Raw genomic sequence first — 16479 nt, 5'->3', positions numbered from 1 at the left:
GCCTCCATGCTGGTGAGAACGGTGACGGCAATCAATAGCGGTGCATCCGCGCCATAAGGCAGCAGCGCCTCTTTGGCCGCGTTCATCATGCGAGCACCACCGCTGGCATGTACGTTCACCATCCATACGCCCAACTCCGCCGCAGCGGCTACGGCATGTGCCGTGGTGTTAGGAATATCGTGGAATTTCAAATCGAGGAAAACCTCAAATCCGCGCTGATGCAGATCGCGAACGATCTCAGGCCCGAACAGGGTGAACATCTCTTTACCCACTTTTAGCCGGCATTCTTGCGGGTCGATACGGTCGGCAAAGGCCAATGCGGCGGAACGGTCGGCGTAATCCAATGCCACGATGATGGGCGATGATTTTAAGTCATTGTTATTTGAGTTATTTTCAGACTTCATAGCTTCTACCTTGTGTGAAATGGACATGATGAGTGAGCCGCCAGCAAAACTGACCGCCGCATTCTACATGCCAGACAGCGGAAATCCCAGTCACGCAACCCGTTGCCGTTACGTAATGTTAACGCAGCGTTGGTCATCGACTGTCAATAACACCTTGCGCCCTTAACCCAGGGTGAGTAAAACGCGGTAAAGAAGCGTAAATTGTTGATCAAATTATTTGATTAACATGCTCAAGCCTATCCGATTTCATCCACTTATAAATGCTTTATTATTCAACCCATCGAAAGCGAAAACACTTTTATCTTGAAAACGAAATTGGAGATATTCATGAAAGGCATCAAATATATTGCAGCAGCTTCCGTCCTGACCCTGACCTCATTTGCCAGCGTTGCCGCTGAGCCGGTCAACCAGCAGCAGGCACAGAGCCTGACTGAAGTTGGCGTAGTTTCTGCGGGTGGCGTTACCACTCTGAGCGGCTTGGAAGCTAAGCTGGCGGCCAAAGCCGAAGCCCAAGGCGCTAGCAGCTACCGTATTGTCGCCGCCGGTGGTAACAACATGCTGCACGGCAACGCAGTCATCTATAAATAAGTTCGAGCCACCCTCTAGATTATCTGAACGGGCGCTGCATTCGGCGCCCATCCCCTACGACACAACAGCCCACATGCTTTTATTCTGGTACCAACTTGCGGCAGACATTCAGTACCAATTGCCGCAACCAGCGATGAGCCGGATCCGCCTCTGCGCGGGGATGCCACAGCTGCGATATCGTAATCGGCCTGGTGGTTACCGGCAGTTCAAAAGCCCAGAGTGTCCCTACGCCCCCATCAATATTGGCCACCGGTTGATTGATCAGGAATGAGGCAGGCACTAACGCCACCAGATCGGACTCCTGAGCTACGGCCAAGGCTGCCGGGAAACTCGGCACCACGGCGGCAATGTTGCGCCGCAAACTTAGTTCAGCCAATGCTTCGTCTACCGGCCCGTCGGTGCGCTCTCGCCGGGAAGCGACAACATGGCCCAACGCGGCATACTGGCTGGCCGTCACCTCTGGTCCCTGCGTCAGCGGATGCCCCGCTCTTACCACACCAACGAAGCGATCCCTGAACAGCGCCTGCACGCGTATTTCCGGCCCCATGGTCCCCAAAACACCAATCTCAAGATCCACCAGGCCTTTTCGCAGATGCTTTGAGGTTTTCTCTGGCTTGGGCGAAAAACGCAGGCGCACCAAAGGCGCTGCCTTCGCCGCTGCCGCAATCAGTGAAGCTCCAAATGCCTCCACAAACCCCTCATTGGCACGAATGATAAAGGTTCGTTCCAGCGTGGCGAGGTTCAATTCTGTGGCCGAACGGCGCAGCACCGAGCGCGCCGCAAATACGGCATTTTGCGTACGTTCCCGCAACTCTTCGGCATAAGGCGTCAACACCATGTGGCGCCCGGCGCGCACCAACAAAGGATCTTCGGTAACGGTGCGTAGCCGGGTGAGCGTGCGGCTCATGGCCGAAGCGCTTAAACCAAGACGACGCGCAGCACCAGCCACGCTGACTTCAGCAAGCAGCGCATCAAGGGCGATGAGTAAATTGAGATCGGGTTCAGTCATGGCTCATAGTATCTCGGCCAGAAAAATGAGGAAAGCGTAGCGCATTGGTGTAGCCCGCTTATGTTACAAAATTATTAAATTTTTATTACACACTAGACAGATCTGCACGGCTGACTTAGCTTGATGGTAACCTCCCGCGTAAAAGGCAGCAAAATGAGCGAGATATCGACACTGACCATCAAGATCCCTCTGGCACTGAAAGAGCAAATCAAGGCGATTGCCTTGGAGAACCAGCTTTCTTTGAGTGCAGAGGTTTGCCAACGGCTGGAAAACAGCTTCGAAGTCCCGGTCAAAGCCAGCAAGAAAGCGGCCCCGCTACACCATGACGATATCGATAATCAGGGCACCGAAGAGGAGATTGAACAACCCCTTAGCCAGAAAGAGCTCAAGAAGCTGCGTCAACTGCTGAAAGGCGGCGCGAAAAGCAGCAAGAAAAAATAAGGCTAAATGAATTTGTGGGCGATGAGCATTAACTCAGTGCCATGCCCCTCACCCTAACCCTCTCCCACAGGGAGAGGGTTAGGGTGAAGGTATAGTGATTCTTCATGAGCACCGGCTGAATCACCTTGGTTCCGAAGCGGTACGGGCCAATCAAGAGCTCCTGACAACTCCCTCTACTTTTGGTAGATGATTGGGACAATCGGGTCTGGAAATTCAGTGATGCAGCTTGGATTTGGTGGGCGATCGAGTTGGCTGAGATTACCTCCTTACTTCCAAAAAGCAGGGGCTAATAGTTCCCTCTCCCTGTGGGAGAGGGAACCGATCGAGTTGGGATGAAGGTATAGTGATTCTTCATGAGCACCGGCTGAATCACCTTGGTTCCGAAGCGGTACGGGCCAATCAAGAGCTCCAGACAATTCCCTCTACTTTTGGTAGATGATTGGGTCAATCGGGTCTGGAAATTCAGTGATGCAGCTTGGATTTGGTGGGCGATCGAGTTGGCTGAGATTACCTCCTTACTTCCAAAAAAGCAGGGGCTAATAGCTCCCTCTCCCTGTGGGAGAGGGTTGGGGTGAGGGGAAATTATTGCCCGTCCAGCCCGCGTATCGGTTTAACCGAAGACCAGGCCCGGCACGAAGGGCAATGCCAATAAAGTGAATGAGCGGTAAAACCGCATTTGTGGCAGCGGTAACGCGGTTTGGTGCGGATCTGCTCGCCCACCATGTCCCGTAGCAACAGCAGGCTTTCTTTGGCGCGCCCGTCTTCTGCATCTGCCAGATGGTAATCCATCAGGCGATAAAACACGCGCATGGTCGGATGGCGTTGCAACTGGCGATTGATGTACACCTGCACCACATCGCTCCCTTCCCGCTGCTCAATCACTTCCGCCAGCATCAGTTCCGCCGTAGCTCCGGTATTCTCCGCCACGCAACGTTTGAGGAAGTCTGCCCAGTCTTGCTGTTGTTGAGGCAAATGCTGGTAGCATTCCTGCAGCATCGGCAACGCTTCGCTGACCAGTTCTTTGTCTTGGTCCAATACGCGCGTCAGGGTTTCTACCGCCTTGGCATACTCTTCTTGCGCCATGAAAATGCGCCCAACCATGATCGACACGCGAGCACACTGTTTATCCGCCGAGGCAGCACGCTTGAGCAGGCTCATCGCCTTGTCCAGATCGTCGCTGCCCATCGCCTGCAGGGCCAGCTCACAATAAAAATGCGCGATCTCGATGCGCTGCTTTTCCTTACCCAGCTTGACCAGCTTTTCTGCCACTTCGATGGCTTTCTGCCAGTCGCTGGTTGCCTGGTGGATCACCAGCAACTGCTGCAGCGCGGAAACACGGAAGTCTTCTTCATTGATCAACTGGCTAAACATGTCTTCGGCGCGGTCATACAACCCGGCGGCCATATAGTCACGTCCCAGTTGCTGTATCGCCAGCAGACGCTGTTCGAAGGTTAGAGAAGCGCTTTCCATCAAGGCCTGATGGATGCGGATGGCGCGATCGACCTCACCACGAGAACGGAACAGATTGCCCAACGTCAGGTGGGCTTCAACGGTATTGCTGTCCTCTTTCAACATGTCGAGAAACAGATCGACCGCTTTATCCTGCTGGTTGGAAAGCAGGAAGTTAACCCCAGCCACGTATTCACGCGACAGGCGGTTGGCTTCCTGTTGTTTATCCTGCTGAGCACTTCTGCGCCCCATGTACCAACCGTACGCGGCAGCTACAGGCAGCAACAGAAACAGCAGCTCTAACATAACAGATTATTCCTTGCTGACTGCGGGCAACGATGCCGGCTCGACAGGTGCTTCGAGCTGCAGTTCCAGCCTTTTGATTTTCCGCTCTGCACGCCCAAGAGCAATGCGTGTGCGCAGATAAAATAACCCACAAATAATCCACCCCAGTACAAAACCAGCCCCAAACAGGGTGGCCAACAGAGTAGATACCGGATACTCGCCCTGAGCAACTAAATAGTTAAACGTCACCACCTGGTCGTTATGTGCGCCCAGCGTGATAGAAGCCACGAATATCACCAGAACCAATAAAAAAATCAGTAAATATTTCACATTCTTTCCCGCAATGCCGAGTGAATCGGATGAACTCTACCCTCAAGACCACAAACTGCAACCCAATGCGAGGTTTGCAGCCCACGGGTAATTGCCGTTAAGTGGCGTCCCTATGACTTAAGTTAGCATTTCCCGTCGTAGCAGGGAAACCCTGGCAGACGATAAAACCGCAGATCTGCTGGGATATTCAGCAACAAATGCAGCGCCTAAGCAAATGAATGAGAAAGCTTCTCAAAATCACGGGTTTGGTAAGATATGGGGGCGAAAGTACAGATTGCAATGCGGGATTAAAATCCGTGTTGATGCGGCCCCAGCTCGGAGCCGCCAATATGTGACAACGTCACGCTAAGACATAATCAACCCCCCATCCACGTTAATGGTCTGACCCGTTATGTAGCAAGCATCGTCAGAGGCAAGAAACGCCACCAGTCCGGCCACATCTTCAGGTTGCCCAGCACGCTTGAGGGGAATGCCTTCCACCCACTCCGCCATCAACTCCCCTTTGCCGTAACGTTTTTCCGGCGTACTGAGAATTTCGCCCCACACGCGGTCATTATATTCCCACATCTCGCTTTCAATAATCCCCGGGCAGAACGCATTGACGGTGATGTTATGGCAGGCCAACTCCAGCGCCAGGCTCTGGGTGATGCCAATCACCCCCATTTTGCTGGCAGCATAATGCGGCGTGTAAATGAATCCGTTACGCCCCTGACCGGACGAGGTGTTGATCAACCGTCCACTGCCCTGCTTCACCATATATTTAGCGGCCTCGCGGCAGCATAGCCACACGGCGGTAGTATTGACCGCCAAAACCTTTTCAAAATCGCTTTTGGGCATTTCATCAAAGCGATCGATGGTGATCACCCCGGCATTTTGGATTGATACGTCAATACGGCCAAAGGTCTCCCAGGCTTGTCGATACATATCGCTAACCTGTGCCTCATCGGTGACGTCCAGTTTCACCGCAACAATCTGCACCGGATGCCGCTGACGTAGCTGTTCGGCCGTTTCGAAAATGCGATCGCTGTTCGATGCCACCACCAGGTTGGCCCCACGCGCAGCAAAGCGTTCTGCTATGCCAGCACCGATGCCCCGGCAAGCGCCGGTCACTACTACCGTTTTACCGCTAAATTGCTGTTTCATGCTGCTCCCTCGGTTTCGCAAAATGTCGATTCTGGTTGCCATAGCGTGCGCTGCACCGCCTGCTGCCAGCCCAGATAACTTTCTTTCAGCAACAGGTGCCGCTGCATATCAGGTTGGAATTCGTCATGTTCGGGCAACAACGCCAGCAACTGTCGGTCTGACAACGCAAAGCGTTGCCGCATAGCCAACAATGCGGCTCCGATGGCCGAAAGCTCCGGCGTATTGCTGCGCGCGACCGGGCAACCCAGCAAATCGGCCTGGAATTGCATCAGCCAGTCGTTACGGCTTGGTCCACCATCGGCCATCAGGCATTGCAGTTGGAAGCCTGGATGCTGACGGAGTGCCCCGATCACATCGGCAATCTGATAGGCCACCGCTTCCAGCGAGGCACGGATCACATGAGCGCGCTGAGTCCCCCGGCTTAGGCCACAGATCACTCCTCGAGCACGGTCATCCCACCAGGGAGCACCGGTGCCGGTCAGGGCAGGAACAAAGTAGACCCCTTCAGTACTTGCAACGCTGGCTGGCAGCTCACTGAGTAATCGCTGATCGGTGATCTCCATGTGCGTAATGCCCAGCATCCAGGCAACGGCATCACCGGTATGGGGAATGTTGCCCTCAAGGGCATATTGCGCACGGTTTCCATCGTGCCAGGCGATGGTCGTAGCCAGTGGGGTGATGCCATGACAGAGATCGTCAACCGGGGCCATAACCGAAGATCCGGTGCCGTAGGTCGCCTTGACCCCGCCCGCCAGCCCTAAGCCATGCCCATACAGCGCGGCATGGGAGTCGCCAATCATGGCGCAGATGGGAATACCGTCGGCGATCCCTGCAACCCCGTGAGTGACGCCAAAATGATGGCTAGATGGGCACACCTGTGGCAGCGCCAGTTCAGGAATGCCGAATAACTTCAGCATGTCCTGGTCCCAATGCCCAGTAGACAGGTTGAGTAATTGCGTGCGCGCCGCATTGGAACGATCGCAACAAAACTGCTGGCCGCCGGTCAGATGCCACAGTAACCAGGCATCTACCGTACCCAGGCACACCTCCCCCTTTTCTGCCTGCTGTTGCCCTTGCGGCGTATTGTCCAATAGCCAACGCATTTTAGAGGCGGAAAACAGCGGGGCTATGGGTAACCCGGTAACCTGACGGATAAAATCGTCTTGTTTATCACGGCGCAATTGATCGCAAAATGCGGCACTGCGTGAGCATTGCCAGGTGATGGCAGGGCCAATCGGCTGGCCATTATGACGATACCAGCCCATGGCCGTTTCACGTTGGTTGCTGATGGCGATGGCGGCAACGCGGTGTTCACCTACCTGGGCAATCGCCTCACGTAGCACCGTCAACGAGGCTTCCAGCAGGGCTTCTCCGCGCTGTTCCACCCAGCCCGCCTGTGGCGTTTGTAACGTCAGAGCACGGCTGCTGGTGACGATCACCTTGCCCGCTGAATTCACTACTATCGCTTTGGCATTGCTGGTTCCCTCATCCAATGCCACCACACAATCGCGCTTATCCATGGCTCACCTCGGCCAGCGGCGGTGCCGCTTTCTTTTCATGGCGCTGCATCAGGGTCACTTTGCTCTGCAAGCGCTGCTGGAACTGGTCAATGACCACGGCGGTCACGATCACCAGCCCTTTGATCACCATCTGCCAGAATTCGCTGACGCCCAGCATCACCAGGCCGTCCGCCAGGAACACGATAACAAAGGCACCAATGATCGAGCCAAACACCCTCCCGCGACCGCCGCTGAGCGCAGTACCGCCCAGCACCGTGGCTCCGATGGCGTCCATTTCAAACATGTTGCCGGTCATCGGGTGCGCCGTTTGCAACTGCGAGGCGATAACCAACCCAACCAGAGCAGCACACATACCGGAGAAGGCGTAAACAAACATCTTCACTTTGACGATCGGCACACCGGAAAGCCGGGCCGCCGACTCATTGCCGCCAATGGCGTAGATGTAACGGCCCAGCGGCGTTTTCTTGGTGATATAAATCCCCAGTAACACCACCACCACCATCAGCCAGATCGGATTGTAGATGCCCAGGAAGGTGCCGGACCCCAGCGTGGCAAATCCGGTATTCCCCAGCGGCTCCACCCCCACCAGATTGGGGTAGGTTTTGCCATCGGCGGTCAATAACGCTGCACCACGGGCCACATACATCGCCCCCAGTGTGCAGATAAATGGCGCCACGCCCAGTTTGGTGATTAGGGTGCCGTTCACCAGGCCGATGGCGATCCCGGCGATAGCCACCACGATAAATACTTCGTACACATTGAGAAATAACAGGTTGCCGCCACCGATCGGGATGCCCACCGTCAGCAATGCGCCAGCGATCATGCCGCAAACACCGGCCACCGCCCCCACAGAAAGATCAATGCCGCCGGTCAGGATCACCAGCGTCATCCCCACGGCCAGCAACCCGGTAATGGCCACGTGCTGGGTCATGATCAGCAGGTTGGACACCGTCAGGAAATTGGGCACCATGCTGCTGAAAAACAGCACCACCAGCAGCAAGGCGATAAAGGTGCGCGCCTGCAGCAAATACATGTACAACCGGTATTTGGTTTGCATCTTGTTATCCTTAAGCATGAGGGGTTGAGGCACGGATCAGTATTTCGCGGTCGGCTTGTTCACGGGGAAGATCGGCCGTGAGCTTGCCATCGGCCATGACCATCACCCGGTCCGCCAGCGACACCACCTCATCCAGTTCAGAGGACGAAAACATCACCGCCAGCCCCTGGCGCGCCATGGCCCCGATCAGGTGATACACGTCGGTTTTCGCCCCTACATCGATCCCGCGTGTCGGTTCGTCGAGAAACACCACCTGCGGCCCGGTCAACAGCGCCTTGCCCAGCACCACCTTCTGCTGATTGCCGCCGCTCAGTGAGGTGACGGGCAATCCCGCATCGCTGACCTTGATTGCCAGCTTTTCGATCATGCCGTTGACGATGGCAGCTTCGCGTTGATCGCCGATCGGCTTTACGGCGTTGCGCCCCAGGCTGGACAGCGTCATGTTGGCCTGGATCGACATCATCTGCACCAGACCTTCCGCTTGCCTGTCTTCCGGCACCAGTGCCATGCCGCCGCGCATCCGATCACGAAAGCTGGTGCGCTCCACATTTTTGCCGTTAAGCAGGATCTGGCCGGAGGTTTGACGCATCACGCCGTTGATCACTTTGAACAGTTCGGTTCGCCCTGCCCCCAGCAAGCCATAAATGCCGATAACCTCACCCCGACGCACCGAGAAACTCACGTCGTTCAAGCGGTAGCCGCCATTCTCATGCGGCAGCTTCAGGCCGTTCACCCGTAGCACTTCTTCACCCTTTTCTGCCGGGACGTAATCGAAGTGCTTTTTCTTCTCACCGACCATTTTTTCAATGATCCAGGGAATGCTGACGTTGGCGATTTCCTCCGCCGCCACAAAGCGGCCATCGCGGAAGACCGTAACCCGATCGCCAATCTCCATCAGTTCTTCCAACCGATGAGAAATGTAGATCAGTGTCACCCCGCGTTTTTTCAAATCGGCAATCACCTTGAACAGGGTGCGCACTTCCACCTGGCTGAGTGCGGAGGTTGGCTCGTCCATGATCAGCACTTGCGTATCCTTCGCCAGCGCGCGGGCGATTTCGACCAGTTGCTGATGGCCGATCGCCAAACTGCCCAGCAAAGTATGAGGATCGACATTCAGTTCAAGCCGCTCCAGCAGGGTTTTGGCCAACTGATACTGATAGTCCACATTGATCCGGCCGCGCTGGAAAAACTCGTTACCCATAAAGATGTTGTCCATCACGGACATGTTGGGGAACAGGTTCAACTCCTGAAAGATGATGCTGATACCGTGCTTTTCCGCCTGATGCGTGGAGTGCAGGTCGATCTCATGTCCCTCCAGTTCGATTCTGCCAGAAGACGGCCGCTCCACTCCTGCCAGCAGTTTCATCATGGTGGATTTGCCAGCACCGTTTTCGCCAATCAGCACGTTGACCTTATTGCGAAACACCTGATAGTTGACGCTGTCGAGCGCCGTGACGCCGGGATAGCGCCGCGAAACGTTATGGGTCTGGATAATGACAGGGTTACTCATAACTGCTCCTCAGGGTTGGATGCGTACCGGCGTGATCAGCATCGGGGGGGCAGGCAGTTGCCAACTGGTGAATACGCCATACACGGTGATCTTATCGCCCACCTTTGGGGTAAAATCGGCCAGTTCGGCCATCGACGCCTGATTAATGGCTTTGGCGAAATCCCCAAACAGGGTCTGATCGTTAAAATCGCCATACCCCAGACCACGATAGCTGTCGCGCAACACCGTGCCGCGGTACACCGGGCCAAGCTGCACGTCCACGCTCTCTATCGGACCAGCGGCAATTTTGAGCGTCAGGCGGCCACTGCGAGATTGCGTATTGATGGCCGTAATTTCCCCGCTGACCTGGGTACTGAAATGGCAAGGGAACTCCGGTTGCGCGCGATAACCCAATTGCTGGCAGGCGGTGTCAAAATCCTTGGCCTGCTCAATCTGGGCAATCAGGCTTGCCAGCGGCACGGCACTTTTCATCACCTGCGGCACCATCTGCTCGCGGTAAATCGACCCGGCCTGTGCCAGATGCGGATTTACCGGGCTTTGTAGCGCCGCCAACTCCTTTTGTGAAACAATGCGGCAACCGCTCAGAACCATGACAGCAGCCATTGCCAGCGCAATACGCTTGGACATAAAAACCTCCAGTTACACCCCGCCGTAACGGGGTGTAAAAATTGCCATGACCCTGTTGGTTACTGCTTATAGTTGAACTCGTTGACTTTGCTGGCATTATTCTGGTCGATCAGTATGCCGCGGAACATAATGCGTTCTTTACCGGTGTAGCTGCCGGACTTGAAGTAACCATCCAGGATCTCCACGCCCTGGCTGGCAATCGCCTGGGCTTGCAACATCACGCTGGCATACAGGCTGCCATTGAGGATCGCGTCACGCTCATCGTTGCTGCCATCGATACCCACCACAGTCACATCATTACGCCCTGCCGCTTTCAGTGCGGCCACCACCCCCAGCGCCACTGGCCCGTTACCACAGATGACACCTTTAACATCTGGATGCGCCTGCAAGATGCTGTCCATGATGCGTTTGCCTTCCAGCAGGTTACCTTTGGCATCCTGACGCGCTACGCTGGCCATTTCAGGGTACTGATCGATGACGTTGTGGAAGGATTGTGAACGCGTCACGCAGTTGTTGTCGGCCAGGTTGCAGGTCAGCTCGGCGTATTTGCCGGTTTCCCCCATTTTCTCAACGAACTGGTTGGCCACATCGGAACCGGCCTGGAAGTTGTTATGGGTGATCTGCGCCAGTGCCACACCATCAACCGGGATTTCGCGGTTGATCAGCACCACCGGGATCCCCGCATTCTTGGCCTGCTGCACCGCCGCAACGCTGGCCTGCGAATCGGCATTGTCCAGCACAATACCCTGCACTTTGCGGCCAATAACCAGGCTGATCAGTTCCCCCTGACGTTTTACATCTTCGCCATGGGAGAGCACCAGCGTGCTGTAGCCCAGCGCTTTGGCCTTGTTTTCGGCCCCTTTGGCTTCAGCGGAGTAATAGGGGTTATCCAGTGAATTAACCAAAATGGCAATGGTGCCTTTTTCCGCAGCCTGAACGGGCATCAGGGTACAGCCAGCAAGGAGTGTCAGGTAAGCTGCTATCTTTTTCATGATGTTGTTCTCTTATCGTTGTGTTGAACATCGTCTGGTGTTGGCGATCGGAGCGGTGCCGGTTACCAAATGGTAAAACCGCCGTCGATCATCAGGTCCGCACCGGTAATCATGTCGCTGCCGTTACTGGCAAAGAACAGGATTGCCGCTGCAATTTCATCGGTATAAGCAAAGCGCCCCAGCGGGATCAGCTTTTTCATTTCCTCGCCCTTCTCTCCCCGCCAGGCTTTTTCACCCATCGGCGTCAGTACCACGGTTGGCGATAAGGTGTTGACCGTGATCCCATGAGCGGCCCACTCTTTGGCCATTACCTTGGTCATGCCCAACAGCCCCGCCTTGGCCGAGGTATAGGCGCAGTGGTTATCAATGGCGATAGAAGCGGCCTGAGAGGCGATATTGATGATTTTGCCGCCGTGCTTGGCCGCGATCAGACGTTGAGCGAAGGCCTGTGAGCATAAGAATGGCCCGGTCAGGTTGACGGCAAGATGCCGTTGCCATTCGTTGAAAGCGATCTCGGTGACGGGCTGCAAATTAACGTATCCGGCACAGTTCACCAGAATATCCAAACGCCCCCAGCATCGCTGTGCCGCGCTAAAGGCCGTGGCCACCGACTGAGGATCGGCGACATCACAGACCTGATATGCGACCTTCTCCTCCCCCAGTTGCTGCTTTATCGACGCCACTCTTTCCTGTTCAAAGGCCGGATACAGCAAGACCAACTTAGCGCCTTTCTCCAGCAGCATCTGGTTGGCCGCCATGGCAATACCGCCAAGCCCACCGGTCACCACCGCCACTTTGCCAGCCAAGGACATCTGCGTGTCGACACCGTAGCGTAAGTTGACGTCGTATTCGTTTTGGCTCATCGCATTCTCCTGTTATTTATTCAACTGCTGATGCAAACCTGCAGCGTCGATCGCATATTGCTGGCGCAATGCGGCACGGCTGCTGCTGTGGGTAAACTCATACGCCGGCACCCCCAATGGAACGAATGTCTGGCGCAGTTGATGTTTGAGTAGCAGTTCGCTGATGATGGTGGCCAGCCCACCGCTGAGAACATGTTCTTCTATGGTGATCACGCGCTGGTGTTCGCGCATCAACGCCACCACAGCCGACTCATCCAATGGCCACAGCGAAGGTAGCGAGACCACGGTAGGATCGTCTCCCATCGCCAGCACTTTCATTGCCTCATGTGCCAGAGTTCCCAGGCAGAACACCACGCTGCCCGTCCCTTCGTGCAACACTTCTGGCTGCCCTGGGCGGAAGCGGTAGTCATCCCCATGCAGCAGTGGCAGTTTGTCGCTATCCATGCGGATGTAAGCCGGCCCAGGATTGGCGATCACGTGGCGTACAATCTCAGCCGCCTGCCGCCCGTCGGCCGGGGCATAAACCGCCAGATTGCCCAAGGTGCGAGCAATGGCGATGTCATTCATACAATGGTGAGTCGCACCAAGCGGGCCGTAACCAAAACCGGCGTTCAACCCCAGCATTTTTACGTTGGTGGCCGAATAGCAGATATCGTTCTTCATCTGTTCGTTAGAACGAGCGAACAGGAACGGTGCGGCGTTGGCAGTAAACACGGTACGGCCGCTGAGCGCGATCCCGGCCGCCATGCCCACCATATTCTGTTCGGCAATACCGACGTTAACCACCCGCTCTGGATAGGCTTGTTCGAATGGGCCAATTTTTGAGGTTGACGTCGAGTCTGCCACCATCACAGTCAGATCGGCGCCAGCCTGTTGTTGTTCAATCAGCGTGGTGATCACGGCATCACGTAAGTCCTGCATGATTAATCCTCCAGTTCTGCCAGCGCCTGCGCCAGCTGTTGAGCGTCAGGGATGGAATGGTGCCAGGCGGGGACATTGGCCATAAATGACACCCCATGCCCTTTCTCGGTGTTAGCCAGGATCACCCGTGGTTTATCCTGTCCAGGACGAGTGAGGGCTTCGATCAGCGCCTGCGGATCGTGTCCGTTACACTCGATCACTTCAAAACCAAAGGCTTGCCATTTATCGGCCAGGGGCTCCAGCGGCATGATATCTTCGGTTTTGCCAGCCAGTTGCAGCCGGTTGCGATCGACAATGGCAATCAGGTTATCCAGTTTGAATTTGCTGGCGGACATGGCCGCTTCCCAGTTAGAACCCTCCGCCAGTTCGCCATCTCCAAGCAGTACAAACGCACGGCGATGCGCTCGGCCCGCCAGCTTGTTGCCCAATGCCAATCCGACGGCAATCGGCAAACCATGCCCCAAACCACCCGAGTTGATCTCCACCAGTTCAGGCAGTTTTTGATGGATGGGGTGCCCGGCCAGCAGGGTGTCGTCCCCCATGTACTGATCGAGTACCGCGGGATCCAGCAGCCCCATGGCGGCACAGCTGCAATAAAAACCCCCGGCACCGTGGCCTTTCGACAGGATAAAACGATCCTGATCGGGACGAACCTGGGAGCGATCCATCACCGCCATATACAGCGTGCAGATGATGTCGATTTCTGACAGATCGGCACCGGTGTGGCCCTTGCCCGCTTTATGGTTCATGGTCACAACGTAACGACGAGCCTGCCGCGCCGTTTGGTTAATCGTCTGAATGTCCATCATCACCTCATGTTGGCTTTTCGTTTCATCGCTCTGACACCATGAACAGCCGATAAAAACGAATCATTGATTTTCGAACGAAATCATATATTGCAAATTCGATAATTGTTGTGCGGCAGATCAAATTTCAAACAAAACCGTATCGATAATAAAAAGCCATTAAAAACAGTAGCGCGGCGTTGTGACGCCCATTAATCCGCGCTAAAACCGGTTTTATCCTCTAGATTGTTAACTTTTCTGGTACCATCATTTTCAAATAAAAACCAATGATGTATCCCGAGTTATCAATGGCTTTATCACTTCAAGCGGGCTAAAATCCGGCGCATCAGCGGTGATATCCGGCACGGGTAGCCCGCGGCACGCGAGGGAGTATTTCGATTGAAAAGCAAAAGTGAACAGCTGGCGGAAATGCAACACCGGCGGGAGAAGATCCTCGACATGATCCGTGAGGACGGCTCGGCCACGGTAAAAATGTTGACGGAAACCTTCAATCTTACCGAGGCCACCATCCGTACCGATTTACGCGTGTTACAACAGCAAGGGTATGTGCAGCGTTTTCATGGGGGAGCCACGCTGGTTGATGGCAAACAAAATACCCATGCGCTGCTGTTGGAGCGGCAGATCAATCTGACGGAAAAGGATCGTATCGGGGAGTTGGCGGCAAGCTTTATCGAACCGGGCGATACCATCATTCTGGATTCGGGCACCACTACCACGGCGATTGCCAACCACCTTAGCCATATCAAAAAGCTTTCGGTGATCACCACCGGGGTCAATATCGCCTTACAACTCGGCGGCGAGCCAGGCGTCAACATTCTGCTGACTGGCGGTACGTTCAAATTCCCAACGCTGTCGACCTCCGGGGACAAGGCCGCTAGCTTCTTCGAAAACGTTTTGGCGCAGAAACTGTTTCTGGCAACCGCCTGCATTTCACCGCGCCTGGGGCTGAGTTTTCCGAGTGAAACCGATATCAAGGTCAAGATGGCGATGATCAACGCGGCCAATACGGTGTATGTGGTGGCGGACTCCAGCAAAATCGATAAGGTTTCGATGTTTGCACTGCCCTGTGACTGGAGCCATATCAACTACTTGATCACCGATGCAGGGATCAGTCCTACGGTGGTGCAGGCATTTGAGAAACTGGGTGTGAAGGTGCTGATCGCAGGTGCCTGAATGGCACCTGCATATTACTTCTCGCGCTCTCGCTTGCTGATTTCCTGCTGCTCCTGCGGTGGAATGGTGAGTGGCCCAAACCAACGCTGAGTCAGCCAACTGGCCAGCGTAACCAGCAGCCAGCTAATGATAATCGCCATCGCCAGATCCCGCGGCCAGTGCATGCCGAGCATCAGACGGCTCCCCATCACACCAAACGCCCAAACCATCAGCACCACTACGGTTTTATAGTGCCGTCGCGGCCACAACAGCCCAACCCCCAGCAATGCCCAAGTGGCAGCAAACATCGTGTGGCCAGAAGGGAATGAAAAACCGGTCTCGAACTGCCAGTGTTTGCTCAACCATTCCGGCACCAGAGCTTGTTCCCGCAACTGCTCTTTGACCAGGGCGCTACGCTGTTTTCTGTCCAACGAGTAGAAGTATTTTTCATCAATCTGATGGGTCGACTCCAGCCACATGACAAATGGCCGCGGTGCCTGCACCTGCTCTTTGATGGAAGACTTGACCGCCTGCCCAATACCGATCGCCGCAGACAACAGGATGAACAGCCCCACCGCCGGTTTCAGCCGAAAGCGCAAACACCACAGAAACCAGGCCGACAGGATCAGGCTGGTGAGAATACCCCAGGGTGCAGTCACGGTTTCTGTAACCCAGAACAGCGCTTTCAACAAGCCGTCATTACCACCGGGTTGCCAACGCCAACCAACAAGCCAGACCACCAGCGGCAGCAACATCAGCACAATCGCTCCGGTCGCCGTGCGTTTTACTATCTTTAACATCCAGTTATCCTTCAACTCAGGGTAACTCGCAGTGTAACAATCTTGCGAACTCAGCAAAACAAGAGAAATTAGGTGGATAACTGACCTATTGTAGCAATAGGGGCGGTAAAACGCCGGATGCTGCTTTGCTGAGCACCACTCGGCCAGAAGTTATGGCAAAATAGCCGGCAAAGAATGAAATAGCGATCGTCGCCGTCTGTTTTAATGCTGGTCAGTCCCCTGTTCCAGTCGTAGGATGCACGCAGCGATTTGACAGGTAGTGTTTTTGGAGAGTGACATGCAGCTTAAACGTGTGGCGGAAGCCAAACTGCCAACACCATGGGGTGATTTTCTGATGGTGGGGTTCGAAGAACTGGCCACTGGGCAGGATCACCTGGCACTGGTTTTCGGCGATATTACCGGCGAAACACCGGTCCTCTCACGGGTTCATTCCGAATGTCTGACCGGTGATGCGCTGTTCAGCCTGCGCTGTGACTGTGGTTTTCAACTGGAAGCCGCGTTGGAACAGATCGCCGAGGAAGGCCGTGGCATTCTGCTGTATCACCGCCAGGAAGGCCGTAATATCGGTCTGTTGAACAAGAT

The 16479-nt window shown here is 55.0% G+C and carries 18 protein-coding genes; 4 read left to right on the top strand and 14 right to left on the bottom strand.

Annotated features, from left to right (window positions below):
* Positions 1-404 (bottom strand): orotidine-5'-phosphate decarboxylase (gene pyrF, locus ACLQ7H_RS05005; RefSeq protein ID WP_411751719.1); only part of this gene is annotated, 404 nt, incomplete at its 3' end.
* A gap of 327 nt (positions 405-731) precedes the next feature.
* On the opposite strand from pyrF, the gene bhsA reads away from it, so the two are divergent.
* A complete protein-coding gene (gene bhsA / locus ACLQ7H_RS05000; protein WP_411751718.1) occupies positions 732-992 on the top strand; it encodes a multiple stress resistance protein BhsA in 261 nt (86 codons plus the stop codon).
* A 79-nt stretch (positions 993-1071) separates the two neighbouring features.
* Here bhsA and ACLQ7H_RS04995 read toward each other — a convergent pair whose 3' ends face one another.
* Positions 1072-2001 carry a LysR family transcriptional regulator gene (locus tag ACLQ7H_RS04995; protein ID WP_411751717.1) on the bottom strand — a complete coding sequence of 310 codons (930 nt, stop codon included), beginning with the start codon at positions 1999-2001 and terminating at the stop codon, positions 1072-1074.
* Between the two features lie 153 nt (positions 2002-2154).
* On the opposite strand from ACLQ7H_RS04995, the gene ACLQ7H_RS04990 reads away from it, so the two are divergent.
* Positions 2155-2442: an Arc family DNA-binding protein gene (locus tag ACLQ7H_RS04990; protein ID WP_411751716.1), complete on the top strand. Its 288-nt coding sequence runs from the start codon at positions 2155-2157 to the stop codon at positions 2440-2442.
* Positions 2443-3024: 582 nt separating this feature from the next.
* Here ACLQ7H_RS04990 and lapB read toward each other — a convergent pair.
* The 11 genes from lapB to ACLQ7H_RS04935 all read right to left on the bottom strand — a co-directional run bounded on the left by lapB (position 3025) and on the right by ACLQ7H_RS04935 (position 13945).
* A complete protein-coding gene (gene lapB / locus ACLQ7H_RS04985; protein ID WP_411751715.1) occupies positions 3025-4197 on the bottom strand; it encodes a lipopolysaccharide assembly protein LapB in 1173 nt (390 codons plus the stop codon).
* A 6-nt stretch (positions 4198-4203) separates the two neighbouring features.
* Positions 4204-4506 carry a LapA family protein gene (locus tag ACLQ7H_RS04980; RefSeq protein ID WP_411751714.1) on the bottom strand — a complete coding sequence of 101 codons (303 nt, stop codon included), beginning with the start codon at positions 4504-4506 and terminating at the stop codon, positions 4204-4206.
* Positions 4507-4851: 345 nt separating this feature from the next.
* Positions 4852-5649, bottom strand: a complete 798-nt coding sequence (locus ACLQ7H_RS04975; protein WP_411751713.1) for a glucose 1-dehydrogenase — start codon at positions 5647-5649, stop codon at positions 4852-4854.
* Positions 5646-7169, bottom strand: coding sequence for an FGGY family carbohydrate kinase (locus tag ACLQ7H_RS04970; RefSeq protein ID WP_411751712.1), 1524 nt, complete (start codon positions 7167-7169; stop codon positions 5646-5648). Before ACLQ7H_RS04970 ends, ACLQ7H_RS04975 begins: the two co-directional genes overlap by 4 nt.
* Entirely contained in the window at positions 7162-8226 is a 1065-nt protein-coding gene (locus ACLQ7H_RS04965) for an ABC transporter permease (protein ID WP_411751711.1), read from the bottom strand. The genes ACLQ7H_RS04970 and ACLQ7H_RS04965 overlap by 8 nt, the downstream gene beginning before the upstream one ends.
* Positions 8227-8236: 10 nt before the next feature.
* Positions 8237-9736, bottom strand: a complete 1500-nt coding sequence (locus ACLQ7H_RS04960; RefSeq protein ID WP_411751710.1) for a sugar ABC transporter ATP-binding protein — start codon at positions 9734-9736, stop codon at positions 8237-8239.
* A gap of 9 nt (positions 9737-9745) precedes the next feature.
* The gene (locus tag ACLQ7H_RS04955; RefSeq protein ID WP_411751709.1) at positions 9746-10363 is read right to left on the bottom strand and encodes a DUF2291 family protein; all 618 of its coding nucleotides are present in this window, start codon (positions 10361-10363) and stop codon (positions 9746-9748) included.
* A gap of 59 nt (positions 10364-10422) precedes the next feature.
* The gene (locus ACLQ7H_RS04950) at positions 10423-11355 is read right to left on the bottom strand and encodes a D-ribose ABC transporter substrate-binding protein (protein WP_411751708.1); all 933 of its coding nucleotides are present in this window, start codon (positions 11353-11355) and stop codon (positions 10423-10425) included.
* A gap of 62 nt (positions 11356-11417) precedes the next feature.
* Positions 11418-12218, bottom strand: coding sequence for a GolD/DthD family dehydrogenase (locus ACLQ7H_RS04945; protein ID WP_411751707.1), 801 nt, complete (start codon positions 12216-12218; stop codon positions 11418-11420).
* Between the two features lie 12 nt (positions 12219-12230).
* Entirely contained in the window at positions 12231-13139 is a 909-nt protein-coding gene (locus ACLQ7H_RS04940; RefSeq protein ID WP_411751706.1) for a transketolase family protein, read from the bottom strand.
* A 2-nt stretch (positions 13140-13141) separates the two neighbouring features.
* The gene (locus tag ACLQ7H_RS04935; protein ID WP_411751720.1) at positions 13142-13945 is read right to left on the bottom strand and encodes a transketolase; all 804 of its coding nucleotides are present in this window, start codon (positions 13943-13945) and stop codon (positions 13142-13144) included.
* 378 nt (positions 13946-14323) lie between these two features.
* On the opposite strand from ACLQ7H_RS04935, the gene ACLQ7H_RS04930 reads away from it, so the two are divergent.
* On the top strand, positions 14324-15118 hold the full coding sequence (locus tag ACLQ7H_RS04930) for a DeoR/GlpR family DNA-binding transcription regulator (RefSeq protein WP_411751705.1): 795 nt from the start codon (positions 14324-14326) through the stop codon (positions 15116-15118).
* A 14-nt stretch (positions 15119-15132) separates the two neighbouring features.
* Here ACLQ7H_RS04930 and pgpB read toward each other — a convergent pair whose 3' ends face one another.
* Positions 15133-15897 (bottom strand): phosphatidylglycerophosphatase B, encoded by a 765-nt coding sequence (gene pgpB / locus ACLQ7H_RS04925; RefSeq protein WP_411751704.1) that lies wholly within the window; start codon positions 15895-15897, stop codon positions 15133-15135.
* A gap of 277 nt (positions 15898-16174) precedes the next feature.
* On the opposite strand from pgpB, the gene ribA reads away from it, so the two are divergent.
* Positions 16175-16479: GTP cyclohydrolase II RibA (ribA, locus tag ACLQ7H_RS04920; RefSeq protein ID WP_411751703.1), on the top strand; the 305-nt coding region annotated here is incomplete at its 3' end.

Origin of the sequence: Serratia sp. (in: enterobacteria) (genome assembly GCF_046715635.1) — a bacterium.
Taxonomy (GTDB): Bacteria; Pseudomonadota; Gammaproteobacteria; order Enterobacterales; family Enterobacteriaceae; genus Chania.
The sequence above is the reverse complement of the archived record's forward strand: the minus strand, read 5'-3'. Positions and strand labels throughout refer to the sequence as shown.